The sequence below is a fragment of the Pseudomonas sp. SJZ103 genome (assembly GCF_007828335.1).
Classification (GTDB): Bacteria; Pseudomonadota; Gammaproteobacteria; order Pseudomonadales; family Pseudomonadaceae; genus Aquipseudomonas.
Genome location: NZ_VIUN01000011.1, coordinates 1 through 24,660 on the forward strand (window position 1 = coordinate 1; position 24,660 = coordinate 24,660).

Genomic DNA, 24,660 nt, shown 5'->3' on the forward strand with positions numbered 1-24,660 from the left:
GCGTCGGCGACGCGGCAAAAATCATGACAGAACAAAGCGTTTCTTGCGTTCTAGTGATGTCATCAGCGGGCTTGCAGGCGGCTGAAATCCAAGGGGTCGTGACGGATCGGGACCTTCGCACACGCGTTGTCGCGGCCGGCCGAAACGCTGACGAAACGGCTGCCCGATACATCATGACGGCCGAGCCGGTAACGATAGGCGCAGACGACTCAGTGTTTGAAGCGATGCTGGTGATGTTGCGCCGGAATATTCACCATCTGCCGGTTGTCCATCATGGCCATCCGATTCGGCGTGTGCTCATTGTTACGTTCACCCAGACGAATCAACAGGAACTGATCCATCGCCTCCGCACCCAGGTCGGCGATCGCTACAACCTCGAGGTTCTGGGCTGGTACACATTCTTGCTTCGCCACTTTGTAAAACCGTTCCTGCCATTCAAATTTCCGGGGGAGCGGGTAGGGGGCTTCAACTTCGAAGGTCGCCCTAGCATGTACGCGAAGAACAAGCAGAGATTTATGGATAGTAGCAACCAGATCTACGCATGCGAACTCGGACGCCTCGCGCGGTAGCTTATCGCAGCCACCCCAGCGTTGATACGCAGACTTGAGTGCCTCTACGACGAAATCTTGATCGACGAGGTACAAGATCTCAGTGGCTACGATTGGGAAATCGTCCATGAATTACTTGAGTCGCGGGCCGACGTCCGCATGGTTGGTGACGTGCGCCAAGCGGTGCTCTCAACAAACCCTCGGGGACAGAAAAATAAACAATATGGGTATGCAGGTGCACTTGAATGGTTCCTTGCACGCGAAAAGGGAGGGCTGCTTAGCATTGAGTATGCGACCACGACTTACCGCTGCCGAACTGAGATCGCTACATTCTCTGATTCCATTTTTGATACGTCATGGGGCTTTCCAGAAACAACGTCAGAGAACCACGTAGCGTCTGAGCATGATGGCGTGTACTTGCTGCACTCCAAGCATGTCGACCAATACGTTGAGCGGTACCGGCCTCAATGCCTACGCAGTACTATAGCTTCTGGCAAAGAGTTCCCGTTGGACTTCATGAATTTCAAAGTGTCGAAAGGCGCCACATTCGAGCGTGTGATAATCATGCCTACGGCGCCAATAAAGTCCTTCATTCAGATAGTGTCACAAGGGCTGAAAGGGCAAGTCCCCCGACTCTTTATGCTGTAAGAGCATTGCATTGTCAGCAACCAGCCTTCGTTAGGCAATATCGCGGACAGTCCTTGGCATGTGAGCTTCATGTCGGATGATAGTGACACCTCGATCACAGACGACATTGTCTTTGTGAGTGAGGCGAGGGTGGATGAATGCCGTAGAACATGCATGCGGATTACCCGGGCCCGAAAAAAGAGTGAGACGTCAGCCCAGTTGCACTGGGTGATGAGCCAGGTATTTCCGACGCTGATGCCCAATGTGGTGTTCGAAGGCAGCCGCCCTAGCATCAAGGCGCTTGAGTTCGGTGATAGGCCTTTTTAGAACATTCAACGACCACAGCAAGAGGTGCTCGACTTGACAGCGATAGGTGCTAAAAGTCAGGGGGTTTTCCGCAAAATGCCGCAGGTACGCACGCGCGGCCAGGTATCCGTCGACGGCCAGAAGCTCTTTATCGAAACTTTCCAGTAGTCATTGACGCTGCGTATAGATGACCGACCCACAGTAAAATCCTGATCTAGAAAATCATCATGGGATTCAAATGCAACGGTCACATCAGCAGCATGTCGCCTGCAGGAAACGATGAACAAGGAGGCATGCAGAACCAATCAATAGAGTTGCACATTTGCACAAATTCTTACCACACAGTTTCAAATTTGCGGACAAAAAGGCAACAGCAGGGGTGTTCACACTCGAAAAGTCTCAAATTCGCGCAGTCGCAAGGGAGGTATGTGGGATTGGACACGAACCGAAGTGGCTGAGCCTGATACATTATTTAACATAATATACATTATGCGAACCAACAGAATGTCCTCGTTGGGCTCTGCTTGGCGCTTTTCACCAAGCGCCCCCCCCTGTTTCTCGCCTGGTGGAAAAACACGATGACGACACTCGCTGTGGCGCTGCCTGCCCGTTAAACCTGGTAGATCCTTTGCGCAGAAGAAAAAGCCTGGCTAACCCAGGCTCATCCTCATACTCATGCGAACAGTTCAAGCGCAGCATCATCCCAATCGTGGCCATGTTCAGACCAACCATTGCCAGTGTGTGGTGGGAACCCGGTACGGCAATAGCCTTGTTTCGCCGTGAAATCGAATATGGCATGCGGATAATCGTTGATTAGCAACACGGCCTTGGTGTGATCAACGGACCAACCGATCTTCAAACTGGAGGGTTTATGTTTGTCTGAAACGTCCGCAACGTTGTAGATATGCAGCGCGTCTTGAATCGGGTTGCTTTCAGCCGCTGTATCCAGAGCGTAGAAATAGCCGGTGTCTTCGTCGTCTTCGAATACGACAACGCAAGTTCCTTCTTCCGCAGGTGCTTCTGTGAATGAGTTTTGACCCACGTGCAGTTCTGATTCGGCAGCGAGGTATATTGGCATCGGGTATTCCTTTACGAGTTGAATGTTTCAGACGTTAAGAATACCAACAGTCCACGGTTGGGTGACAACGATTAAACTGCCCTATGCCGCCCACAAAAAAAACAAAAAGAATAACTAAACTAAATAGTCATTTAGTTGAGTTATAGGGTTGGGGCGTATTCGGAGGGTTACGCTCACCGGACGCTCTCTTCATTTCAAGAGCCTGATCGAGAGTCAGCTTGAGCTCTTCATCATTCCAGGGCTTGCTGATGTAACGGAACACATACCCATCGTTGAGCGCCTGCGTGATCATGCTCATATCGGCATAACCGGTCAGCAGGATATTTACGCATTGCGGATCGCGCCTATGCACCTCGCGCAGCAAGGTCGGTCCGTCCATGAACGGCATGCGCGCGTCGCAGACGATCAGGTCGACAGGATGTTGTTCGAAAAGACTCAGCGCCTGGGCCCCGCTCGTGGCCAGAAGCAAGTCGTAAGGCTTTGCGCGCAGCAGGCGTCGGAGGCTGTTGAGGATGCTTTCTTCATCATCCACCAGCATGACGGTATGCCGTTTTACGCTGGAAGACAGCCTATCCATGATCAGCGTCCTTCAACGGCGCAAGTAGAGACAGCCTGTATCACCGGCTGGCGTAATGGTAACCAAGCGCGGAAGCGACTCCCCCTGCCCGGCTCACTTTCGACGGTGAGCCGTCCATGGTGCTTGACCATGATGCTGTACGACAACGACAGGCCAAGGCCCGACCCCATGCCCACCGGCTTGGTTGTGAAGAACGGTTCGAATATCCGGTTCTGGATTTCAAGGGGAATGCCATGACCGTTGTCGGCGATCTCGACGAACACGCCGCCGTCTTCCCTCCCGCTGCTAATGGTGATTTCGCCGTCGGCACCCACGGCATGGCTTGCATTGATGAGCAAGTTCAGGAAAACCTGATTGATCTGTGAGCCCATGCATTCGATGGGCTCGATATCGCCGTAGCACTTGATCACCTGAGCCTTGAACTTGATCTCGTTCCAGATAACGTTGAGGGTGCTGTCCAGCCCCTTGTGCAGATCGGCCAACTGCCATTCATAACTGTCGACATGGGAGAACTCGCGCAGGTCCTTGACTATGCGAGTGACCCGGTCAAGCCCGTCGGCCGACTCGGCCAGCAGGTCGTCGATGTCCTGGCGCATGAAGGTGTAATCCATCTTGTCCCGCATCACCGCAAGCTCGGGATGAGCACTGGCATGCGTGTCATCGGTCGCCTGTTCATGGGCCTCGAGCAGCGCGAAGATGTCCACGAGGTAACGGCGCAGGCTGTTGACGTTGGAACAAACGAAACCGATCGGGTTATTGATCTCGTGGGCCACGCCGGCAGCCAGTTGCCCTATCGCGGCCATTTTCTCGGACTGCAGCAACTGCGCCTGTGCCTCTTCGAGCCGCGCGATAAGCAGCGCCTGGGCGCCCTTTTCTTCTTCCAGCAACTGGTTGAGGTGCGTCAGCTCGATTTGACGCGCAGCGGTATCGGTCGTGTCACTGATGGCCAGGCCCACGCCAAGATTGCTGCCATCGGCATCTTGCACGGGGAAGAAGGTGCAGTTCTGATACATGTGCCGGACCATGCCACTGATGGGCCGGGTGCTTTCGAAATTGAACAGGTGCGGACGTTGCTGCCACGAAGTGAAAGCAAAGTTTTGCAGAGTCATGACGCTGTTGATCTTCTGCCGGGTCCAGACTTCCGGCAGTTCCGGAAAAGCTTCGAACAGCGTACGGCCGATCAGTTCTTCAGCGCTGCGGCCGCTGTTGATGGACATAAAGTGGTTGGAGAACAGCACCTTGCAGTCCTGGTCGACCAGCAGCACGCCCATGTTGATGGCCTTGAGCATCGACTCAAGGGTTTCCCGGGAGATTGCCTTATTGTCTGTCATGGGAGCCCCCTTCAAAGCTCGTCCAGCAAACGATCAATGGCCCGAACGACAACGCCTGCTGTACGTTCAGTGATGCAGATCAGCAGGTCGCAGGAGAATTGATGAGCCTGAACCTCGAAACGGATTTCCAACACCATCGCAAGGTGTTCATTCAGGTTCAATTCATCCAGTGCGTTCGCTTCCTGCTCCCTGTGGACGAGAATGGAGGGTGCGTCATAGCTCACTTGAGTCGCCACCTGTCTTGCCAGCCCACTGATGCAGGCGCCGGTCAGGATATTGGTGACATCAAGCATCAACTCGTCCTGCTGGGCCAGGCCGCCGCCCTTGTAGCCCAGCAGCTCGGCCAGTTCATCTGCCCCCATGGCGCCAAAACACACGAACACTTCTCCGCGTAACTCCCCCAGGAAAGACTGCCGGGTGACAATCATGAAGCTTCGGCGCAGATGCTCCGGGATCGCCAGGTTATTCTGTTCCCGAATCAGCGGGTGAATAAAAGGAACCGAAAGCGTCACCATGGTATTGGTCAGCAGGGCCAGTCGCTCGGCCGCCTGTCCCATGGCGATGTTCATCAGTTCCTGCAGGGCGTCACGTTGGTCTTCGGTGAGCTCGGCCAAGGTTTCCATCAAAGCACTCCTATGACGTGCAAAGCATTGAGTACGGCTTCTGCCGTAACTGGCTTGGCGACGAATGCAGCAGCGCCCAGGTCGAATACGCGCTGCCTGGCGAGGGGCTGGATGTCCGCGCTGATCACCACGACGACCACATTGGCGTCTTCGCGCTTGAGCGCCTCCAGCGTCTGGAAACCGTCCATGACGGGCATGGTGAGGTCGAGAAAAAGCAGATCGACGTGCCCGGCGTGGTAGGCCTCCATCACCTCGGCACCATTACAGGCTTGGCGAACATCTTCGGTCAGTGATTCAGGCAGGGAACGCAAGACCATCTTGCGGGACATGGATGAGTCATCGGCGATTAGAACTTTCATGGTGCACTCCACAGGTATGAAGTGTCCTGCGGCCTCGGCCGAGGCCGGAGAAATCAAGACTTCATTAAATCTTCCAATCACTCTAGCGTGACATATAGCAAAGAGCCATGAGGAAATCCCGATATTGCTCTAATGATTTGCGAAGGCTGTCGGGATTTCCCGACAGGTCACCAAGCGTCGGCCCGAAGCTCAGTAACCACTCGCCGCCGTCATCGCCCCGCCGACAATCGCAACCCCCGAACTGCTGCCCAAGCGTGTTGCCCCGGCTTCAATCATCTTCAGTGCCGTCGGATAATCGCGCACGCCCCCGGAAGCCTTGACCCCAACCCCGGCGCCCACGGTTTTACGCATCAGGGCCACGTCTTCGGCGGTGGCACCGCCTCGGCTGAACCCGGTGGACGTCTTGACGAACGCCACACCCAAGTCCCGGCAGATTTTACAGGCCTGGACCTTCTCTTCGTCATCAAGCAGGCAGGTTTCCAGGATGACCTTCAACGGCACGGCGCCGCACGCCTTGTGGACCAACGCAATGTCTTCGCGCACCGCCTCCAGCAAACCGTCCTTCAACCAGCCGATATTGAGCACCATGTCGATCTCCCCTGCCCCGGCGGCAATCGCCTGTTCGGCTTCGAAGGCCTTGGTGTCACTCAGGCCGGCGCCCAGCGGAAAGCCCACCACGGCACAAATCACCACGCTGTCATCGGCCAGGCACGATGCGGCGTAAGGCACCTGCCCTGAGTTCAGGCACACCGAATAAAAACCGTGCTCCCGTGCTTCCTCGCACAAGGTGCGAATCTGCTCACGGGAGGCATCGGGAGCCAGCAAGGTGTGATCGATGTACTTGGCCAATGCTGCGGGTTGAAGAGTGTTCATTTAACGAGCCCTTGCCTGTATGTTGCGAATGATCGTGTGCCGCCTGTCACAGCGCTCACACTAATACGTTACAATAATAACACTAAATGTTACTTATCTAACACAAACAATCAAGCCCTGGAATACTCGTGGACAGTAGAAAAGCCGAGCGACTCAAGCTTATCCAACAAGCCTTGCAGGACCAGAACGCCATTCACCTGAGGGAAATGGCGGCGCTGCTGGAGGTTTCGGAGATGACCCTGCGCCGCGATCTCAACCACTTCAGCGATCACCTGCGCCTGCTGGGTGGCTACATCACCCGCGTCGGCAGTGAGGTCAGCGATTACCGGGTTGCCGAGCAGGACACGCGCCACGTCGAGGAAAAGCGCCGCATCGGCAAACTCGCCGCGCGGCTGATCCAGCCCGGTGACACGGTGTTTTTCGACTGCGGCACCACCTCCCCCTTTGTGATTGACTTCATCCCCGATGAGCTGGAATTCACTGCGGTGTGCAGCTCGCTGAACGTGCTGCTTAAGCTGCATGGCAAGCCCAACTGCCACATCGTGTTGTGCGGCGGGACCTTTCACCGCAAGAACCAGGTGTTTGAAAACACGGCCGAAAGCAGCATCCTCGACAGCGTGCGCCTGACCTGGGCCTTCGTGACTGCCGCGGGTGTCAGCCAGGAATTCGGCGTGACGTGCTTCAACTTCAACGAGGTCGAGGTCAAGCAAAAGGTCATGCGCCAGGCCCAGCAACGCGTGTTGCTCGCCGACTTCAGCAAGTTCGACACGGTGCGCACGGCTCACTTCGCCACCCTGGAGGACTTTCAGTACGTGGTCAGCGACAAGAAAATCCCCCGCAGCTACAAGGAAGCCATCCAGGCCCACGGCGCGCAATTGCTGGTTTAACCCAGCAACCGCAACCGTTCCTGCGCACTCAGATAGCCCGTGGTCACACTGAACGAGGCGCTGGCTCCCGCTGCCAACACACGCACGTTGCCTTTGGCTTTCTCGGCGTTATAGCCCTCGGGTTCGCACGTCGATGGCAGCACGAACGCCGCCACTTGCTGATCCGGCGTGTGCAGGATCCAGCGTGCGGCGTGCTCGAATTGTTCGGGGCGATAGCGGGTGTAGAACGCCGCGCCGTCGGGGTGATCCAGCAGGAAATGCGCCTGGCCGGTGGCATCTGTGCCGACGCCGTCGAAGAAAAACACGATTTCAGGGTCGTACAACCCTGGCTGATCAAGACACGCCAATTGCCCGGGCTGCTCGGCGAGTTGCGCCATGTAGGCGCTCCAGTCCGGCGTCGGCTTGACGTGGTCAGGAATGCTGGTACGCAGGCGCAGGCGTTGCATGCCCAATGGCTCGACAAACCGCGCATCGGCAACAAAGGCGTAGTTCATGTGGGCCATGTACATCAGCTCCATAGGCTTGCCGGCCAGGTTCGTCACCTCCATGTCGATATCGAACAAAGCCGAGTCGGCGCGCAGGGTCACGCTGGGGCACGCCCGGTAGCGATCGCCGAAGCCCTTGGCGTATTGATAGCGACCGCCCAGGCGCACAATGCCCTCGCCGATTTCCAGCCAGGCCGAGTCCATCGGGGCGCAAGGCATTTCGCCATGCAAGGCGTGGGTGTCATCCGGCGCCGGGCAACCGTTGCGCAGCAGACCACTGTGAAACATGAAGCAGCCATAGGTATCGATGACCGTCGGGCTGGGCCGAGGTTGCTCGAACAGGTTGCTCATGGTCAGGTCGCAGCCGTCGAACACCGCCGACCAGATCATCTGCCCTTGATAAGGCAGCACCACCAGGCGTCCACGGCTGTTCTCCAGGCTCACGGCCAGCACCCCGGACGGGTAGGTCCAGGCGCTCACCTTGAAATCCTCAGACTGCAGCAGGATCTTTTCCTGCTCGGTAAACACCGCGGGATACAGCGGGATACGCGTGTTCATGAGGCCACCGCCGCTGCTGCGCCCGAAGGCAAGGTCGCGGATTGGCGCATGCATTTGAGCGCATACATCACGATCACGATAAAGCACAGCAACGGCACGCTGTAAGCCAGTTGCATGTTGCCGCCGCTGGCGTCGGACAACAGGCCCTGGAAGATTGGAATCACCCCGCCGCCGACGATGCTCATCACCAGTAATGAACCGCCGACGCCGGTGTCTTCACCCAGGCCATCGATGGTCAGGCCGTAAATGGTCGGCCAGCACGGGCCGAGGAAAATACTCACGCCGACCGCTGCATACACCGCCGAAATGTTCGGCACCAGAATGGTGTAGGCCAGCAGCACAATGCACAGCACGCCATAGATCGCCAGGACCTTGGCCGGGTGCAGGCGGCGCATCAACAGGTTGGCGATCATCTTGCCGACAAAGTAGGCGGCAAAGGTGGTCAGCAAAAACCATGAAGCGCTGCGCTCGTTCATTCCGCCCATTTGCATGGCCAGGCGAATGGTGAAACTCCACACGCCGACCTGCGCGCCCACGTAGAGAAACTGCGCCAATACGCCAAAGGTAAAACGCGGGTTACGCCACAACCGACCCAGGCTTTGGCGCAGGCTGCCAGGCTTGCTGTCAGCGGGTTTATTGCCCTTGCAGGCGGGGAATCGGGTGATGGCGACCAGGATAAACATCAGTACCAGCACGGCAATCATCCACTTGTAGGGCAACAGCGTGGACTGGATCATTTGCAACTGCTGCACAGCGGCCTCGGAGGCGCTCATCTGCGTCAGTTGTTCCGTGGTGGCGTCGGTGTCCTTGAACATCACGAAGCTGCCGACGTACACCCCGGCCATCGCGCCGAAGGGGTGGAAAGTCTGCGAGATGTTCAAGCGCCGTGTCCCGGTTTCCCGCGGGCCCATCAGGGTCGAGTAGGTGTTGCAGGCGGTTTCCAGGAACGACAGGCCAGCGGCAATCACAAACAACGCCAGCAGGAACATGCCGTACTTGGCCGTTGACGCCGCCGGGAAAAACAGCAGGCAGCCGAACATGTACAGCAGCAAGCCGATCAGGATCGTGCTCTTGTAGCTGAAACGACGCACCACCATCGCCGCCGGAATGGCCACGAAAAAGTAGCCCAGGTAAAACGCCGACTGCACAAAGGCGGTCTGGAAATCACTGAGTAAAAACGCCTTCTTGAAATGTGCGATCAGCACATCGTTCATGCTCGCCGCCGCGGCCCACAGGGCAAAGATGCTGCACAGCAGGATAAAGGCGAACCAGGGCGTGCGGTTCAGGTAGAAACCATCGGGTGTCTGTTGCAGCGCAGGTTTGTTCATTATTGTTCTCCGGGCTGGTTTGAGAGTGTTACTGCTGTTGCTGGAAACGAGCGAACGCTTGGCTGTCGGGATAAGACGTCTGGGTGCCCAGCGCCATGACTGAGCAGACGGAATACGCCACGGCCTGTTCCATGGCCTGTCGGATACCGCCGTCGCGGCTCCAGTGCTGAATAAAGCAACCGATAAAGGCATCGCCGGCGCCCGTGGTGTCACGTGCCACGACCTTTCGGCCCGGCACCCGGAATTCCCCCTCCTCTCCCACGTACAACGCGCCGTGTTCGCCGAGGGTGACGATCACGTGGCGAATGCCGCTGGCCACCAGCGTGCGCGCGGCGCGTTGGGCGGCATCCGGCGAGTCCACGACCTGGCCGGTGATCAACGCCAGTTCCGATTCGTTGGGGATCAGGAAATCCAGCAACGCGAGGTGCTCCCCACTCAGGCCGGCCAGGGCCGGTGCCGGGTTGAGCAGCACCGCGATGCCGTGCCGATGCGCAAATTCGATGGCGTAGTAGACCGTCTCCAGATTGATCTCCAACTGCAGCACGATCAGCGTGCACTCGCGCAGGTTGGCGGCCGCCGCGTCGATGTCCGCCGGCAACAAATGCGCATTGGCGCCTTTGACGATCAGAATGCTGTTGTGGGAGTCGGCCCGCACAAAAATCGGCGCGACGCCGCTGGAAACCCCAGGCACCCGCTGGACATAACGGGTGTCGATACCAAAACGCTGGAAGTTGGCCAGGGTGTTGTCGGCAAACATGTCGTCGCCGACCTTGCTCAGCATCAGCACCTGCGCCCCAAGCTTGGCTGCCGCCACCGCCTGGTTCGCCCCCTTGCCGCCACACCCGAGGGCAAAGCCAGGCGCTTCCAGGGTTTCGCCCTGGGCTGGCATGCGCTCGATGTAGGTGATCAGATCCACCATATTGCTGCCGATGACTGCGATCTTGCTCATTGCTGTTCCACCTTGTTGCAGCACGACCAGGCAGGTCGTGGCGCTCTTGTTTTGTTATTTAAATAACATTAGGTGTGAATATTCAATCTTTTTTTTGCAATGGCCGATCTATAAGTCCTGCGGGTGAGTCGGTGCAACGGGCAAAAAAAACCGGCCCACAGGGGGCCGGTCCATTAAGCGGTTATCAGGTCTGCGCTGCGTTACAAGCTGAAGCGATCCACGGACTGCGACAACTTGCCGGCCAACCCGGCCAGCTCATCGGTGGTCGAGGCGGTTTCTCCGATGACACGGCTGTTGTTTTCCGACATCCCGGCAATCATCTCCACCTGGTGGGAGATCTCGTTGCTCGCCAGGCTCTGTTCACCGATGGTGCGCGAGATGTCGTTCACCAACTCGGTCGTATTCAGGGTGGCCTGCAGAATATCGCGGATCGCGCGCTCCACCTCGGCAGTCACCGCCATGCCTTTATCCACCTGGGTGACGCCCTCCTCCATGCTGGTCACCGCTTCCCGGGTGTTTTGCTGGATACGCCCTACCATGTTGGCAATTTCCTGGGTCGAGGCGCTGGTGCGGCCCGCCAGGCTGCGAACTTCATCGGCGACCACCGCAAAGCCGCGCCCCTGTTCCCCGGCGCGGGCGGCCTCAATCGCGGCGTTCAGCGCCAACAGGTTGGTTTGGTCCGCGATGCCCTTGATCACTTGGATAATGCTGAAGATCGCCTCGGACTCCTTGTCCAGCGTACGAATGACCTGGGCCGATTGCTGCGCTGAACGGGCAATGCCGTCCATGTCCTTCACTACCTGGTGAATCACCCGGCCGCCGTCCTTGGCCAAGGCTTCAGCCTGGTTGGCCATGTCCAGGGCACGCCCGGCATGTCGGGTAATCTCTTCGATACTGGCGGTCATTTCACTCGCCGCTGCCGCCATGGTGCTGGCGGCCGCGCTTTGCTGCTGACTGCTGCCGGCGACTTCATGGCAGCCCTGGCTCAAGCGTTCGCTCATGCCATTGACGCCATGGGCATTACTGCGCACCACTTCGATCATGCCGCGCAAATCCCGCTGCATGATGGCGAGGTTGCGGATCAACGAACTGGCTTCGTCCTTGCGCTTGGGTTCGACGATCGGCTCGCTCAAGTTGCCACGGGCGATACTCGCGGCGATGCGGCTGGCAGCCTGCAGCGGCCCCATGATGCTCAAGATGACCCAGCGCCCCTGCGCCAGCAGCAGTAACAGGCTGGCGATCAGCACGGCGGCCAAGGTTAAATTGGCGTGACTGATGGTCTGCCGTGTACTGGTGCTGGTCAGATGGGTATTGCTTTCGATCAGCTCGCTCAAGGCCGCCATTTGATCTTCCAGCTGGGAAAACGCCTTGTTGAAGGTGTCCAGTTCCCCGCGAGCGGCTTCAGGATTGTCCAGGGCCAACGCGACGATGCGCTCCGCGGCGCTGATGTAGGTGTCCAGGCTGGGTCTGATTTTTTCCAGGCTGGTCTTGATCGTGGCCTCCAGCGGCAGCTTAAGGTTGTCCCCCAGTACTTCTCGGAAGTGCTCGGCGTGTTCCTTCAACGAAGTGTTGACCTCGTCCTTGCTGCTGATGCTTTTCCCCAACCCCACGAGCATGGCGGAAAACACGTCGGCACGCAGGGCGTCGTGCATCATGTCGGCTTCCATATGGTTGCGCAGGACCGTCATGCTGACCTCGCTATCCTGCACCGCCTCGCTCATCCGGGCGTTTCCCAGGTAGCCGGCCAGGCTCATGACCAAGGCCGTGAGCAGCCCGGTGGCAATCAATAACATCAAGCGTAATTTGATCGTCATGCCCACACCCCCATACCCAACAGTCAAAGCAACGTTCTTACCGTTATCGGCATCAATCTCAGTTAGTGAAGCCTAAGTTTGCAGATCTGCGCGAATCCCTTAATCTGATCGACTTTTGCTCTGCCCGGAACTGCCCATGTCTCGAAGTATCGCCCACCTCGCCCTGCTGCTCGGGCTGATCACCGCCGTCGGCCCGTTCGCCATCGACATCTACCTGCCCGCCCTGCCGACCCTGGGCGCCAGCCTGCAGGCATCGCCGGCGGCTGTACAGATGAGCCTGACAGTGTTCTTCATGATCATCGGCGTGTGCCAGCTGTTCTACGGGCCGATCAGTGATGTGTTCGGGCGCAAGCCGCCGATTTACGCCGGGCTGCTGATCTTTGCGGTGGGCAGTATCGGCTGCGCGCTGGCGCCCACCATTGAAGTGCTGATCGGCTTTCGTGCCGTGCAGGCGTTCGGTGCCTGTGCCGGGATGGTCATTCCGCGGGCGATCGTGCGTGATCTGTACACCGGCCATGAAGCCGCGCGGCTGATGGCCTTGCTGATGCTGGTGATGAGTGTTTCGCCGATCCTCGCGCCGCTGGCGGGCAGCCTGGTGATCTCGCTGTGGAGCTGGCGCGAAGTGTTTGCCGTGCTGGCGGTGGTGTCCGTCGCGTGCCTGGTCATGACCATCGTGCAACTGCCTGAGACCCACCCGGCCGAACGGCGTTTGGGCAAGACCCTGGGCACGGCGTTCGCCAGCTACGGTGCGTTGCTGCGCGATCCGGTTTTTATCGGTTTGTCGGTGGTATGCGGTTTTGGCCTGGCCACCTTCTTTGTGTTTATTGGCAGTGCGCCGTTCGTATATATCGAATACTTCGGCCTGACACCGACGCAATTCAGCCTGTGTTTTGCGCTGAACGCTGCGTCATTCTTCGCCATGAGCCAACTCACCGCTCGCCTGAGCGCCCGCTTCGGCCTGGCGCCGCTGATTCGCTGGTCGGTAACGGCGGTGGCCGCCGTCATGATCGTGCTGGCGGCCACCACGCTGTGGGTCGATAGCCTGCCCTGGATGATGGCGCTGCTGTTTATCGGCTTCGGTTTTCTCGGCCTGCTGTTGCCGGCGGCCGGGGTGCTGTCGCTGGAGGATCACGGCGCAGTGGCGGGCTCCGCCTCGGCCCTGCTGGGGGCGATCCAGATGATTACCGCCGCAGTGTCGATGACGCTGGTCGGGGTGTTTGCCGACCATACACCGGCGCCGATGCTGACAGGCATCGCGTTGTGTGCCGTGGCGGCGATGCTCACCGCTCTCTGGACCTTGCGCCGTCTGCCGGCGCACTTGGCGAGCGCCCCGCCCTCATCCTGAGCGGTACCACTCGTCGGGCCTGGCCGGCATCCATTACAACTATCGTCGGCCATGAAACTACTAATCCCATAGCACAGCTCGAAACCTATGGAGATTGGAAATGACTGACTACCCACGCCCACCCTTTGCCCCTCAAGCGCAAAACGTGCCCGGTACCCAGCGCAAAATGGACCCGTACCCGGACTGCGGGGAACAGAGTTACAAGGGCTCCGGCCGGTTGGCCAACAAAATCGCCTTGATCACCGGTGCCGACAGCGGCATCGGCCGCGCGGTGGCCATCGCCTTTGCCCGTGAAGGGGCTGACGTCGCCATCGCCTATTTGGACGAACACGAAGACGCCAGGGAAACCGCACGCTGGGTTGAAGAAGCTGGCCGCCAATGCCTTTTGCTGCCCGGCGATATCGCGCAAAAAGCCACCTGCCAGGCGCTGGTCGACAAAACCGTGGAACAATTCGGGCGCATCGATGTATTGGTGAATAACGCTGCGTTCCAGATGACCCACGAGACGCTCGAAGAGATCGAGGATGAGGAATGGGTCAAGACCTTCGATATCAACATCACCGCGATGTTTCGCATCTGCAAGGCTGCGCTGCCGCATATGAAGGCCGGCAGTTCGATCATCAACACCAGCTCGGTCAACTCCGACATGCCTAAGCCGACCCTGCTGGCCTATGCCGCCACCAAAGGTGCGATCGCCAACTTCACCGGTGGCTTGGCGCAATTACTCGGCAGCAAGGGCATCCGCGTCAACAGCGTCGCGCCCGGCCCGATCTGGACGCCGTTGATCGTGGCGACCATGACCGATGAAGACGTGCAGAACTTCGGCAGCGAAACCCCATTGGGCCGCCCCGGCCAACCGGTGGAAGTGGCGCCGATTTATGTGCTGCTGGCGTCGGATGAGGCCAGCTACATCTCGGGTTCGCGCTATGCGGTCACCGGTGGCAAACCCATTCTCTAAGCCGGCCCCTCTTGCGAGCGCTACGTAAAACGGCGCTGATCGCCTACAAATCGAACCGATCCACTGCCCGCCGCCGCTCATTGTCGTCACGTACGTCATAGCTGGCGGTGGTCTGGATATTGGTGTGATGCGCCAGCTTTTGTGCAATCGACAGGTCATGCTCCTCGATCACCCGCGTGATGAACGAGCGGCGGAAATCGTGGGGCATGATCTTCACCCCCACCTGCTCACCGCGTTGGCGGGCGATGTAGTAAATCGCGTGCTTGGTGATACGTTCGCGGGTGATATGACTGCCCCGGCGTATGCGGTTGAACAGGAAGCTATCGTCCTGCTCGCCATCCTTGAGCTGCTCGCGCCTGAAGGCCAACCAGGCCTGCAACTTGGCGAAAGCCCAGTCCGGCGCATACTTGACCAGTTCCTTATTGCCCTTGCCAATCACCCGCAAGCTGCGCTCAGCGAAGTTAATCTGCGCCAAGTCGAGGTTGACCGACTCCGATTTGCGCATTCCCGAGCCATACAGGATGCCGATCACCGCTGCATCCCGCAGGCCCTGGGGACGCGGGTCAGCGGCGCAGACTTCCATCATTTCCCGGATCAACGTGCGCCGCAGATTGCGGCCCTGGCCCAGGCGAGTGCCGGGCGTGGCCTTGACCGTGCGCATTTTCAACAGGTGTTCCTGGCTGATCAGGCTCATGCGCCAGGCCTCGTTCATCACCCCGCGCACCGCATTCACATACAGCGACGAGGTATTCGGCGCGTAGCCGTCTTCGCGCAAAGCAGCGACCAGGGCAATGACGTGTTCGGGTTGCAGCAGATGCCAGTCGATGTCTTCGAGGTTGATGTCCTCGTAGCCCAGGCGGTCGGCGGCATCCTGCAGCACATAGCGCATGGTCAGTTGGCTGGAGGGGGCCAGGCGAGTGAGGTAGAGGGTCAGTGGGTTGCGGATAGACTCAGTCAAGGTAGATCAGCCTTTGGATTAAATACCTCAAACAAACCATTGTTTAATCGAGGTATTTAGTGAATTGGCGAAGACCGAGTCTAACCCAGGAGGGGTCCTGGCACAAAATCACGGGGCCGTGTCGTCATCCTCCGTCCGTGCCGGCGACTGGGTCTGGGTTTGGGTCTGGTTCCATTCGGTGTCCTGCTTCTGCATCAGCGCGAACCAGTGCTGGCGCATAAAGGTCAGGTAAGCCTCCGGCGCCTTGGCGAAGTCCTTCTCGTTGTCATAGCAGCCCGGCAATGGCAACTCGGTGCCCTGCTCCTTGTATTGGCTGACCAGCGCCTGCTGCCCGGCCACACTGCAATCCTTGGGCAGCGGCATGCCACGCAGCGCACCGGCCTCTTCATCCCACCAGGCCGCGCCCACCCGGTCGACACCGCGCAGGCGATACTTCTGCGACTTGCCGACATGCATGATCAGCTTGAATTCATTGGGGCTGACATCGCTGGTGCAGGTGCGCGAATAACCCACGGTGGCCTGGGTGATACCATCACCGCTGAGGTCGGTGACCTTGGTCGCCGCCATGTCGAAGTGCAGCGCCGCATCGAATTCGCAATGCTGTACGTCGTCGTAGAGCATCCACATGCGCTTGGGGCGGTCGCCGTCGATCAGGTATTGCGCCGCGTAGACAAATGCCGATTGGGTACCATCGTCCTCACGCTCACTGACTTGCTCAGCGAGCACCAGCAGGTTCTTGCCCTGGTGGTCATCCCAGGTATAGGCGGCGACCTGCCTGCCGCGTACTTCAACGCCCTCAGGCACTTGAGCGAGGGTGGTGAGTGCCACGCCGTCATCTGCCCGTCCGGTGGGGACGCACGCTACCGTCATCAACAATCCCATCAAGACGGGCCGCCATTGGCCGCCTACACGCTGCACGCTATTCATCCGAGTACCCTGGCAAGAGATGGCTTACTTTACCGGCACTTGAGGCGCATTGCAGAGAAGATTCTTCAATATAAATGCACAGCAGGCAGTCGCACGGGGCGATACGGCGGCCGGTATTCGGCAAGTCCGGCCCACGACATACAAACCGTTCGTGTTTCGCCCAATTTATAACGCCTTTATCGCCTTAATTAAGTAGCTGAACACTAGCTGTCTACCTGTCAAATAAACGAGTTTTTCATCTGCCTTTCATATCTGTTGCACATTTTTGCGCTTAATCTTGAACGTGAACCTTCAGAGCGAGTCACACAACACCCGCTAACCTGTTGATTACGCTTCATCTTTAGCGCCGTTTTTTTACCAGCGGGCCAGGTGTTCGCCCAATGATTACTACCGCTTTCACGCTCCAAGTTGCTCTAACCCCGAGGTCATGAATCTTTGAAACCCTACCCTATTCATTGCGTGTCGATCGTTATCCCGGTCTACAACGAACAAGAAAGCCTGCCTGAACTGCTGCGCCGCACCACCGCCGCCTGCAAGCAACTGGCCTACGAATACGAAATCATCCTGGTGGATGACGGTAGCCGCGACAACTCCGCCCAATTGCTCGAAGACGCCGCCGCTGAAGACGGCAGCAACGTGGTGGCGGTGATCCTCAATCGCAACTACGGGCAGCATGCGGCGATCATGGCCGGTTTCGAGCAGTGCCGGGGCGAAGTGGTGATTACCCTCGATGCCGACCTGCAGAACCCGCCCGAAGAAATCCCACGCCTGGTGGAGCAAGCGGCCCTGGGCTACGACGTGGTCGCCACCGTGCGTAACAATCGCCAGGACTCGGCCTTTCGCCGCTGGCCTTCGCGCCTGATCAACCTCGCCGTGCAACGCTCCACTGGCGTGGCCATGACCGACTACGGCTGCATGCTGCGCGCTTACCGCCGCACGATCGTCGACGCCATGCTCGCCTGCCGTGAGCGCAGCACCTTTATCCCGATCCTGGCCAACGGCTTTGCCCGCCACACCACCGAGATCCTGGTGCACCACGCCGAGCGTGAACACGGCGAATCCAAATACAGCGCCATGCGCCTGATCAGCCTGATGTTCGACCTGCTGACCTGCATGACCACCACCCCGCTGCGCCTGCTGTCCATCGTCGGCTTCAGCCTGGCGGCCTTGGGCATGCTGTTCGCCTTTGCACTGATCATCCTGCGCCTGGCCTTCGGTGCTGAATGGGCCGGCGACGGCATGTTCGTGCTGTTCGCGGTGCTGTTCGTGTTCACCGGCGGCCAGTTCATCGGCATGGGCCTGCTGGGTGAATACCTGGGCCGAATGTACAGCGATGTCCGCGCCCGCCCACGTTTCTTTATTGAAAAAGTGCTGCGCAACCAACCGGCAGCACCGGCACCCGTGGTCGTCGTTGACGGCCTGGTGTCCTCCCATTCCACCACTACTTCTCCTTCCGATCAGGTTTCGTCATGAATTCAAAAGCCGTTGTCTTCGCTTACCACGATATTGGCTGTGCGGGCATTGAAGCCCTGCTGACTGCCGGCTACGACATTGCCGCCGTGTTCACCCATGCCGATGACCCCAAGGAAAACAATTTCTACGGTTCCGTCGCCCAGCTGTGCGCGCGCAACGGCATCCCGGTACATGCGCCGGAAGATGCCAACCACCCGCTGTGGATCGAACGCATTGCCAAGCTGAACCCGGAATACATCTTCTCTTTCTACTACCGCAACCTGTTGAGCGAGCCGCTGTTGGCCACCGCCAGCAAAGGCGCGTTCAACCTGCACGGCTCGCTGCTGCCTAAATACCGTGGCCGCGCACCGGCCAACTGGGTGCTGGTCAACGGCGAAACCGAAACCGGCGTGACCCTGCACCGCATGGTCAAGCGTGCCGATGCCGGCGCGATCCTGGTCCAGCAAAAAGTCGTGATCGAGCGCACCGACACCGGCCTGACCCTGCATGCCAAGCTGCGTGATGCGGCGACCAGCCTGTTGCGCGATGCCCTGCCGCAACTGGCTGCGGGCAAGCTGCCCGAGACTGCCCAGGACGAAAGCCAGGCCACCTACTTTGGTCGCCGCACGGCAGCCGACGGCAAGCTGGAGTGGAAAAAACCGGCTGAAGAACTGTTCAACCTCGTGCGTGCGGTGACTCAACCGTACCCGGGCGCCTTCTGCTCTGTCGGTGAGCACCAGCTCATCGTCTGGCAAGCCGAAGTGGTCAAGGGCAACGAAGGCCTGGCGCCGGGCCGCGTGATCAGCGTCAACCCGCTGCGCATCGCCTGCGGTGAAGACTCCCTGGTGGTCAAGTTCGGCCAGCGCAACGACAACGGCCTGTACCTGGCGGGTCCGTCCCTGGCCAACGAACTGGGCCTGGTCGACGGCTCCGTGCTGCGCGGTGCCGAGTCCGGCCGCAAGCCGCGCCGTACCCGCGTGCTGATCCTCGGTGTGAACGGTTTCATCGGTAACCACCTGTCCGAGCGCCTGCTGCGTGACGACCGTTATGAAGTCTACGGCCTGGACATAGGCTCCGACGCCATCGAGCGCCTGCGCAGCCACCCAAACTTCCATTACGTCGAAGGCGACATCAGCATCCACACCGAGTGGATCGAGTACCACATCAAGAAATGCGACGTGGTCCTGCCGCTCGTGGCCATCGCCACACCCATCGAGTACACCCGTAACCCGCTGCGCGTGTTCGAGCTGGATTTCGAAGAAAACCTCAAGCTGGTGCGCTACTGCGTCAAGTACAACAAGCGCGTGATCTTCCCGTCGACCTCCGAAGTCTATGGCATGTGCCAGGACCAGTACTTCGACGAAGACACCTCCAACCTGGTGGTCGGCCCGGTCAACAAGCAGCGCTGGATCTACTCGGTCTCCAAGCAACTGCTGGACCGCGTGATCTGGGCCTACGGCGCCAAGGGCCTGAACTTCACCCTGTTCCGTCCGTTCAACTGGATGGGCCCACGCCTGGACCGCCTGGATTCGGCGCGTATCGGCAGCTCCCGTGCGATCACCCAGCTGATCCTCAACCTGGTGGAAGGTACGCCGATCCGCCTGTTCGACGGTGGCGAGCAGAAGCGCTGCTTCACCGACATCGCCGACGGTATCGAAGCCCTGGCGCGCATCATCGACAACGACAACGATGCCTGCAATGGCCAGATCATCAACATCGGCAACCCGGAAAACGAAGCCAGCATCCGTCAGTTGGGCGAAGAGCTGCTGCGTCAGTTCGAAGCGCACCCGCTGCGCAGCAACTTCCCGCCGTTCGCCGGTTTCCGCGATGTAGAAAGCAAGGCGTTCTACGGCACCGGTTACCAGGACGTGGCCCACCGCAAGCCAAGCATCGAAAACGCCAAGCGCCTGCTGAACTGGGAGCCGACCGTGGAGATGAGCGAAACCATCGGCAACACGCTGGACTTCTTCCTGCGTGAAGCCATGCTCGAAATCGCGGACAAGCGCTGATGCAGGCAGGTCTTCGCATCGACGTCGACACCTACCGCGGCACCCGTGAAGGTGTGCCGCGGTTGCTCGAATCCCTGGATGAGGCCGGGGTAAAAGCGACGTTCTTCTTCAGTGTCGGGCCGGACAATATGGGGCGCCACTTGTGGCGCCTGATCCGCCCGCAGTTCCTGTGGAAAATGCTGCGTTCCAATGCTGCCGGCCTGTACGGCTGGGACATCCTGCTGGCCGGCACCGCCTGGCCAGGCAAGCCCATCGGCCGTGACCTGGGGCACTTGATGCGCCAGGCCAAGGCAGCGGGGCATGAAGTCGGCCTGCACGCCTGGGATCACCACGGCTGGCAGGCCAACACCGGGCGTTGGAGCGATGCACAGCTGGTGGAGCAGATTCGACGCGGCGTGGAGACCTTGAACGACATCCTCGGCGAACGCATCGACTGTTCCGCGGCCGCCGGGTGGCGTGCCGATGAGCGTGTGGTGCAAGCCAAGCAAGGGTTCAACTTTCGCTACAACAGCGATTGCCGGGGTACCAGCCTGTTTCGGCCGACATTGGCCGATGGCAGCGCGGGTACGCCACAAATTCCGGTGGACCTACCGACCTTCGACGAAGTCGTCGGGCCGGTGGTGGCCGCCAAAGACTTCAACGGTTTCATTCTTGACCGGTTTGCCGAGTCGAAGCTCAACGTCTACACGATCCACGCAGAAGTAGAAGGGATTCTGATGGCCAATGATTTTCGCCAGTTGCTCGCCCAGGCAGGGCAGCGCGGCATCGATTTCAAACCCCTGGGCGACTTGTTGCCTGCGGACCTGACCACCCTGCCCCGGCAACACCTGGTGCGCGGCGCATTGAGCGGCCGTGAGGGTTGGCTCGGAGTGCAGCAGGCATGATCCGGCGCTGGGCGTTGCCCCTGCTCCTGTTGGCATTCGGCGCGTTCTATTTGCTGCCGCTGGCCACCCACGGCCTGTGGATTCCGGATGAAACCCGCTACGCGCAGATCAGCCAGGAAATGCTGCTGACCGGCAAGTGGGCGTCGCCGCACTTCATGGGGATTCGCTACTTCGAAAAACCCGCTGCAGGGTACTGGATGATCGCGCTGGGCCAGGCGATCTTCGGGCAAAATCTGTTTGGCGTGCGCTTCGCCTCGGCGTTGAGCACCGGCTTGAGCATCCTGCTGGTGTACCTGGTGTCGCGCCGACTGTGGAATGACCCGCAAAAGAGCCTGGTCAGCACCGTGCTGTACATGAGTTTTGTCAGCGTGGCGGCACTGGGCGGCTATGCCAACCTCGATCCGCAGTTCACGTTCTGGGTCAACCTGACCGGCGTCGCCCTGTGGTTCTGCTTCGACAGCACCACCCGCAACGGCCGCCTGGGAGCCTGGGCGCTGCTCGGTTTGGCCTGCGGCATGGGCTTTATGACCAAGGGCTTCCTGGCGTGGCTGTTGCCGGTGCTGATTGCCCTGCCCTACGCGATCTGGCAGAAGCGCTTTCGCGAACTGCTCGGTTACGGCCTGGTCGCCGTGGTCGTCGCCATTGTCGTAAGCCTGCCCTGGGCCCTGACCGTGCACCTGCAAGAGCCGGACTACTGGAACTTCTTCTTCTGGCACGAGCACATCCAGCGTTTTGCCGGCGAGGATGCACAGCACGCCGAGCCGTTCTGGTATTACCTGCCGCTGCTGGTCGCGTTTTCGTTGCCATGGGTCGCCCTGCTGCCGTCCACCTTCAAGCAGGCGTGGCAGCAAAAGCGCTTGCCTGCCACCGCGTTTCTGCTGCTGTGGTTGTTGATGCCCCTGGCCTTCTTCAGTCTGGCCAAAGGCAAGTTGCCCTCCTACGTCATGCCGTGCCTGCTGCCGCTGGCGTTGCTGATGGGGTCTGCGTTGTCCGCCAAATTGGCCGAGGGCCGTGACCGTGCGTTGCGGGTCAACGGCGGGCTGAACCTGATCATCGGTGTCGTGGCATTGCTCGCACTGACCTGGTTCCAACTGAAAAAACCGGTGTATGAGCACGGCAGTGAAACCCTCAGCCTGGTACTGGTGTTTGCCTTCCTGTTTGGCTGGATCCTCGTCAACCTGCTGCAGGCCGCACGGCCTTTGAAACTGTGGGCCGCGCCGGTGATCGGCAGTTGGTTGATGGTGGCGTTGGTCCCGGCCGCATTGCCCCATTCGGTGGTTTATAACAAGACCCCGGACCAGTTCATCATCGATCACCTCCAGGAACTGAGCCAGACCACCGCGTTGCTGAGCAACGACCTGGGCGCGGCCTCCGCCCTGGCGTGGCGCGTCAAGCGCCCGGACGTGACCCTCTATAACACCATCGGCGAAGTGAAATATGGCTTGGCCTTCGACGATGCGGCCCATCACAAGGTCGACACCACGCAGGTCCAGCAATGGATGAGCGACGCGCGCAAACACGGCGCGGTCGGTGTGGTGATGCGCGTCAAGGGTGACGACGAAATCGCCGAAGTGGCGTTGCTGCCCAAAGACGGCAAGCGCTACGAGCAAGGCAATATCGTGATCCTGGTGTTCCCGCAGGTTGCGCCATGATCACACTGCTCCTGTTCTTGGCGGCCTGCCTGCTGACATGCATGGGCCAGGTCTCGCAGAAATTCGCCGTGGAAGGCTGGCGCGACCAGCCCGACGATTGGACGCTGAAACTGCGCTCGCCGTGGTTGTGGTCTGCCCTGCTGTGCCTGGGTTTTGGTTTGCTGGTGTGGTTGCTGGTGTTGCAGCGTCTGGAAGTCGGCATCGCCTACCCGATGCTCAGCCTCAATTTTGTTCTGGTCACGCTGGTGGCGCGCTTCGTGTTCAAGGAAACCATCGACACACGGCATTGGCTGGGCGTGGCGCTGGTGATTGCCGGTGTGGTGCTGTTGGGGCGCCAGGTATGAGCCGCATTCGTGGTTTCGCCCTGGCCCTGGGCAGCGTTGGCCTGGTCAGCGCCGCCCAATTGGGCATGCGCTGGAGCATGACGCGCCTGCCCTTGCCCGCCGAATGGCTGACGGCATTCAACAGCAACGCCATCGACTTCGGGGCGTTGGGGGTGGTGAGCCTGGCGATCCTGGCCTACGCGCTGTCGATGCTCTGCTGGCTCGGCGCCCTCAAGCACCTGCCCCTGGGCCGCGCCTATTCGCTGCTGAGCATCAGCTACGCGCTGGTGTACCTGCTGGCCGCCAGCCTGCCGGTGTTCAACGAACATTTTTCCCTCTCGAAAACCCTGGGGGTGGCCTTGGTCATCCTCGGTGTGCTGGTCATTAACTCTCGCCGTGCTAGCGCTGCAAGCGCCAGGAATGCCCCATGAAAATCAGTGTATTTGGTAGTGGTTACGTCGGTCTGGTACAGGCCACCGTATTAGCCGAAGTCGGTCACGATGTCATCTGCATGGACGTCGATCAGAACAAGGTCAAGCTCCTGCAGCAAGGCCATGTGAGCATCTTCGAGCCGGGACTGGCGGCCATGGTTAAGGAAAACCTGGAAAGCGGGCGGCTGCACTTCACCTTCGATGAAAAACTCGCCGTCGAACACGGCGAAGTGCTGTTTATCGCGGTGGGCACGCCGTCGGATGAAGACGGCTCGGCGGACCTCAAGTACGTGTTGTCGGTGGGCGATGCGGTGGCCCGCCACCGTATCGAACCGGTGATCCTGGTGGAGAAATCCACCGTGCCCGTGGGTACCGGCGATACCCTGCGCGCCCATATCGAAAAAGTCCTGCACCTGGCCGGTCGGCACCTGGAGTTCGATATCGTCTCCAACCCGGAATTCCTCAAGGAAGGCTCTGCCGTTTCCGACTGCCGCCGTCCGGACCGCATCATCATCGGTTGCGAGCGCGAAGAAGTGCGCGACGTGATGCGTGACCTGTACGCGCCGTTCAACCGCAACCATGACCGCATCATCTTCATGGACCTGCGCAGCGCCGAGCTGACCAAATACGCCGCCAACTGCATGCTGGCCACCAAGATCAGCTTTATCAACCAGATCGCCGAGCTGGCCGAACACCTGGGCGCCGACATCGAGGCCGTGCGCCTGGGCATCGGCGCCGACTCACGCATCGGCTACCACTTTATCTACCCTGGCTGCGGCTACGGCGGCTCGTGCTTCCCCAAGGACATGCGCGCCTTGATCCACAGCGCCAAGCAGGCCAACTGTTCCAGCGACCTGCTGGAAGCCGTGGAAGCCATCAACCAGCGCCAGAAGAGCAAGCTGTTCGACCGCATCAATGCGTTCTTCCAGGGCAACCTGCGCGGCAAGACCTTTGCCCTCTGGGGCCTGGCGTTCAAGCCCAACACCGACGACATGCGCGATGCGCCCAGCCGCGTGCTGATGGAAGCCCTGTGGGCTGCCGGCGCCAACGTCCGGGCGTTCGATCCGGAGGCCATGCAGGAAACCCAGCGCCTCTACGGTGACGAGCAACGGCTGATGCTGATGGGCACGCCGGAGTCCACGTTGGTCGGCGCCGATGCGCTGATCGTCTGCACCGAATGGCAGCAGTTCAAGGCGCCGGACTTCGACCTGATCCACCAGCGCCTGAAAACCCCGGTGATCTTCGACGGCCGCAACCTGTACGACGGTGAACGCCTGGCGCGCAAAGGCTTCCAGTACTACCCGATTGGCCGTGGCGATTCCTGCCAGTTGCCGATTCCCCAGCAGCAGTGGGTGCCGCAGGTCGTGGAAGCCTGATA

At 59.6% G+C, this 24,660-nt stretch carries 23 protein-coding genes and 2 pseudogenes; 12 read left to right on the forward strand and 13 right to left on the reverse strand.

Going from position 1 to position 24,660, the window contains the following annotated elements:
- Both FBY10_RS31840 and FBY10_RS21485 read left to right on the forward strand, forming a co-directional pair.
- On the forward strand, positions 1 to 569 hold a 569-nt coding region (locus FBY10_RS31840; protein ID WP_256663570.1), incomplete at its 5' end, for a CBS domain-containing protein.
- Between the two features lie 21 nt (positions 570 to 590).
- Positions 591 to 1,196, forward strand: a complete 606-nt coding sequence (locus FBY10_RS21485; RefSeq protein WP_256663569.1) for a UvrD-helicase domain-containing protein — start codon at positions 591 to 593, stop codon at positions 1,194 to 1,196.
- Positions 1,197 to 2,154: 958 nt separating this feature from the next.
- Here the strand turns inward: FBY10_RS21485 and FBY10_RS21495 are convergent.
- From FBY10_RS21495 to deoC, 6 genes and pseudogenes are all read right to left on the reverse strand, one after another.
- Positions 2,155 to 2,559, reverse strand: coding sequence for a DUF2251 domain-containing protein (locus FBY10_RS21495; RefSeq protein ID WP_145337838.1), 405 nt, complete (start codon positions 2,557 to 2,559; stop codon positions 2,155 to 2,157).
- Positions 2,560 to 2,728: 169 nt separating this feature from the next.
- Positions 2,729 to 3,136 (reverse strand): annotated as a pseudogene (locus FBY10_RS21500) (response regulator); the annotation flags it as partial.
- A 2-nt stretch (positions 3,137 to 3,138) separates the two neighbouring features.
- Positions 3,139 to 4,467: an ATP-binding protein gene (locus tag FBY10_RS21505; protein ID WP_145337836.1), complete on the reverse strand. Its 1,329-nt coding sequence runs from the start codon at positions 4,465 to 4,467 to the stop codon at positions 3,139 to 3,141.
- Positions 4,468 to 4,478: 11 nt separating this feature from the next.
- Complete coding sequence (locus tag FBY10_RS21510) at positions 4,479 to 5,090, reverse strand: chemotaxis protein CheC (RefSeq protein ID WP_131696283.1); 612 nt, start codon at positions 5,088 to 5,090, stop codon at positions 4,479 to 4,481.
- On the reverse strand, positions 5,090 to 5,449 hold the full coding sequence (locus FBY10_RS21515; RefSeq protein ID WP_131696282.1) for a response regulator: 360 nt from the start codon (positions 5,447 to 5,449) through the stop codon (positions 5,090 to 5,092). The genes FBY10_RS21510 and FBY10_RS21515 overlap by 1 nt, the downstream gene beginning before the upstream one ends.
- Positions 5,450 to 5,638: 189 nt before the next feature.
- Positions 5,639 to 6,322, reverse strand: coding sequence for a deoxyribose-phosphate aldolase (deoC, locus tag FBY10_RS21520; protein WP_131696281.1), 684 nt, complete (start codon positions 6,320 to 6,322; stop codon positions 5,639 to 5,641).
- Between the two features lie 128 nt (positions 6,323 to 6,450).
- Here deoC and deoR point away from each other — a divergent pair, with 128 nt between their 5' ends.
- Complete coding sequence (deoR, locus tag FBY10_RS21525; RefSeq protein WP_131696280.1) at positions 6,451 to 7,209, forward strand: DNA-binding transcriptional repressor DeoR; 759 nt, start codon at positions 6,451 to 6,453, stop codon at positions 7,207 to 7,209.
- Here the strand turns inward: deoR and FBY10_RS21530 are convergent.
- From FBY10_RS21530 to FBY10_RS32230, 5 genes and pseudogenes are all read right to left on the reverse strand, one after another.
- The gene (locus FBY10_RS21530; RefSeq protein WP_145337835.1) at positions 7,206 to 8,252 is read right to left on the reverse strand and encodes an aldose 1-epimerase family protein; all 1,047 of its coding nucleotides are present in this window, start codon (positions 8,250 to 8,252) and stop codon (positions 7,206 to 7,208) included. The genes deoR and FBY10_RS21530 overlap by 4 nt on opposite strands.
- Positions 8,249 to 9,580, reverse strand: coding sequence for an L-fucose:H+ symporter permease (gene fucP / locus FBY10_RS21535; protein ID WP_131696278.1), 1,332 nt, complete (start codon positions 9,578 to 9,580; stop codon positions 8,249 to 8,251). Before fucP ends, FBY10_RS21530 begins: the two co-directional genes overlap by 4 nt.
- Before the next feature lie 28 nt (positions 9,581 to 9,608).
- Entirely contained in the window at positions 9,609 to 10,529 is a 921-nt protein-coding gene (gene rbsK / locus FBY10_RS21540) for a ribokinase (protein WP_145337834.1), read from the reverse strand.
- 200 nt (positions 10,530 to 10,729) lie between these two features.
- On the reverse strand, positions 10,730 to 11,593 hold the full coding sequence (locus tag FBY10_RS32225) for a methyl-accepting chemotaxis protein (protein ID WP_371920991.1): 864 nt from the start codon (positions 11,591 to 11,593) through the stop codon (positions 10,730 to 10,732).
- Positions 11,588 to 12,343, reverse strand: a pseudogene (locus FBY10_RS32230) (MCP four helix bundle domain-containing protein); the annotation flags it as partial. The gene FBY10_RS32225 and the pseudogene FBY10_RS32230, both read right to left, overlap by 6 nt.
- Positions 12,344 to 12,479: 136 nt before the next feature.
- Between FBY10_RS32230 and FBY10_RS21550 the strand changes: the two are divergent.
- Together FBY10_RS21550 and FBY10_RS21555 are read left to right on the forward strand one after the other, a co-directional pair.
- Complete coding sequence (locus tag FBY10_RS21550; protein ID WP_145337832.1) at positions 12,480 to 13,688, forward strand: multidrug effflux MFS transporter; 1,209 nt, start codon at positions 12,480 to 12,482, stop codon at positions 13,686 to 13,688.
- A gap of 100 nt (positions 13,689 to 13,788) precedes the next feature.
- Positions 13,789 to 14,646 carry an SDR family oxidoreductase gene (locus tag FBY10_RS21555; protein WP_092484302.1) on the forward strand — a complete coding sequence of 286 codons (858 nt, stop codon included), beginning with the start codon at positions 13,789 to 13,791 and terminating at the stop codon, positions 14,644 to 14,646.
- 43 nt (positions 14,647 to 14,689) lie between these two features.
- On the opposite strand, the gene xerC is transcribed toward FBY10_RS21555, so the two are convergent.
- Together xerC and FBY10_RS21565 are read right to left on the reverse strand one after the other, a co-directional pair.
- Positions 14,690 to 15,604, reverse strand: coding sequence for a tyrosine recombinase XerC (xerC, locus tag FBY10_RS21560; RefSeq protein WP_145337831.1), 915 nt, complete (start codon positions 15,602 to 15,604; stop codon positions 14,690 to 14,692).
- Between the two features lie 108 nt (positions 15,605 to 15,712).
- Positions 15,713 to 16,531 carry a M949_RS01915 family surface polysaccharide biosynthesis protein gene (locus tag FBY10_RS21565; RefSeq protein WP_145337830.1) on the reverse strand — a complete coding sequence of 273 codons (819 nt, stop codon included), beginning with the start codon at positions 16,529 to 16,531 and terminating at the stop codon, positions 15,713 to 15,715.
- A 435-nt stretch (positions 16,532 to 16,966) separates the two neighbouring features.
- On the opposite strand from FBY10_RS21565, the gene arnC reads away from it, so the two are divergent.
- The 7 genes from arnC to FBY10_RS21600 are packed head-to-tail and all read left to right on the forward strand — an operon-like array spanning position 16,967 to position 24,658.
- The gene (gene arnC, locus FBY10_RS21570) at positions 16,967 to 18,004 is read left to right on the forward strand and encodes an undecaprenyl-phosphate 4-deoxy-4-formamido-L-arabinose transferase (RefSeq protein WP_131696272.1); all 1,038 of its coding nucleotides are present in this window, start codon (positions 16,967 to 16,969) and stop codon (positions 18,002 to 18,004) included.
- Positions 18,001 to 19,992, forward strand: coding sequence for a bifunctional UDP-4-amino-4-deoxy-L-arabinose formyltransferase/UDP-glucuronic acid oxidase ArnA (arnA, locus tag FBY10_RS21575; protein ID WP_131696271.1), 1,992 nt, complete (start codon positions 18,001 to 18,003; stop codon positions 19,990 to 19,992). Before arnC ends, arnA begins: the two co-directional genes overlap by 4 nt.
- Positions 19,992 to 20,876, forward strand: a complete 885-nt coding sequence (arnD, locus tag FBY10_RS21580; RefSeq protein WP_145337829.1) for a 4-deoxy-4-formamido-L-arabinose-phosphoundecaprenol deformylase — start codon at positions 19,992 to 19,994, stop codon at positions 20,874 to 20,876. Before arnA ends, arnD begins: the two co-directional genes overlap by 1 nt.
- The gene (gene arnT, locus FBY10_RS21585) at positions 20,873 to 22,528 is read left to right on the forward strand and encodes a lipid IV(A) 4-amino-4-deoxy-L-arabinosyltransferase (RefSeq protein ID WP_145337828.1); all 1,656 of its coding nucleotides are present in this window, start codon (positions 20,873 to 20,875) and stop codon (positions 22,526 to 22,528) included. The genes arnD and arnT overlap by 4 nt, the downstream gene beginning before the upstream one ends.
- Positions 22,525 to 22,872: a 4-amino-4-deoxy-L-arabinose-phosphoundecaprenol flippase subunit ArnE gene (arnE, locus tag FBY10_RS21590; RefSeq protein WP_131696268.1), complete on the forward strand. Its 348-nt coding sequence runs from the start codon at positions 22,525 to 22,527 to the stop codon at positions 22,870 to 22,872. Before arnT ends, arnE begins: the two co-directional genes overlap by 4 nt.
- Entirely contained in the window at positions 22,869 to 23,282 is a 414-nt protein-coding gene (arnF, locus tag FBY10_RS21595; protein WP_131696267.1) for a 4-amino-4-deoxy-L-arabinose-phosphoundecaprenol flippase subunit ArnF, read from the forward strand. The genes arnE and arnF overlap by 4 nt, the downstream gene beginning before the upstream one ends.
- Positions 23,279 to 24,658 (forward strand): UDP-glucose/GDP-mannose dehydrogenase family protein, encoded by a 1,380-nt coding sequence (locus tag FBY10_RS21600; RefSeq protein ID WP_131696266.1) that lies wholly within the window; start codon positions 23,279 to 23,281, stop codon positions 24,656 to 24,658. The genes arnF and FBY10_RS21600 overlap by 4 nt, the downstream gene beginning before the upstream one ends.
- Positions 24,659 to 24,660 lie beyond the last annotated feature (2 nt).

Coding starts and splice junctions, on each gene's coding strand:
- FBY10_RS21495 (WP_145337838.1), bottom strand. CDS start 2,559: ATGCCAATATACCTCGCTGCCGAATCAGAACTGCACGTGGGTCAAAAC.
- FBY10_RS21505 (WP_145337836.1), bottom strand. CDS start 4,467: ATGACAGACAATAAGGCAATCTCCCGGGAAACCCTTGAGTCGATGCTC.
- FBY10_RS21510 (WP_131696283.1), bottom strand. CDS start 5,090: ATGGAAACCTTGGCCGAGCTCACCGAAGACCAACGTGACGCCCTGCAG.
- FBY10_RS21515 (WP_131696282.1), bottom strand. CDS start 5,449: ATGAAAGTTCTAATCGCCGATGACTCATCCATGTCCCGCAAGATGGTC.
- deoC (WP_131696281.1), bottom strand. CDS start 6,322: ATGAACACTCTTCAACCCGCAGCATTGGCCAAGTACATCGATCACACC.
- FBY10_RS21530 (WP_145337835.1), bottom strand. CDS start 8,252: ATGAACACGCGTATCCCGCTGTATCCCGCGGTGTTTACCGAGCAGGAA.
- fucP (WP_131696278.1), bottom strand. CDS start 9,580: ATGAACAAACCTGCGCTGCAACAGACACCCGATGGTTTCTACCTGAAC.
- rbsK (WP_145337834.1), bottom strand. CDS start 10,529: ATGAGCAAGATCGCAGTCATCGGCAGCAATATGGTGGATCTGATCACC.
- FBY10_RS32225 (WP_371920991.1), bottom strand. CDS start 11,593: ATGCAGCGGGATTTGCGCGGCATGATCGAAGTGGTGCGCAGTAATGCC.
- FBY10_RS21550 (WP_145337832.1), top strand. CDS start 12,480: ATGTCTCGAAGTATCGCCCACCTCGCCCTGCTGCTCGGGCTGATCACC.
- FBY10_RS21555 (WP_092484302.1), top strand. CDS start 13,789: ATGACTGACTACCCACGCCCACCCTTTGCCCCTCAAGCGCAAAACGTG.
- FBY10_RS21565 (WP_145337830.1), bottom strand. CDS start 16,531: ATGAATAGCGTGCAGCGTGTAGGCGGCCAATGGCGGCCCGTCTTGATG.
- arnA (WP_131696271.1), top strand. CDS start 18,001: ATGAATTCAAAAGCCGTTGTCTTCGCTTACCACGATATTGGCTGTGCG.
- arnD (WP_145337829.1), top strand. CDS start 19,992: ATGCAGGCAGGTCTTCGCATCGACGTCGACACCTACCGCGGCACCCGT.
- arnT (WP_145337828.1), top strand. CDS start 20,873: ATGATCCGGCGCTGGGCGTTGCCCCTGCTCCTGTTGGCATTCGGCGCG.
- arnE (WP_131696268.1), top strand. CDS start 22,525: ATGATCACACTGCTCCTGTTCTTGGCGGCCTGCCTGCTGACATGCATG.
- arnF (WP_131696267.1), top strand. CDS start 22,869: ATGAGCCGCATTCGTGGTTTCGCCCTGGCCCTGGGCAGCGTTGGCCTG.
- FBY10_RS21600 (WP_131696266.1), top strand. CDS start 23,279: ATGAAAATCAGTGTATTTGGTAGTGGTTACGTCGGTCTGGTACAGGCC.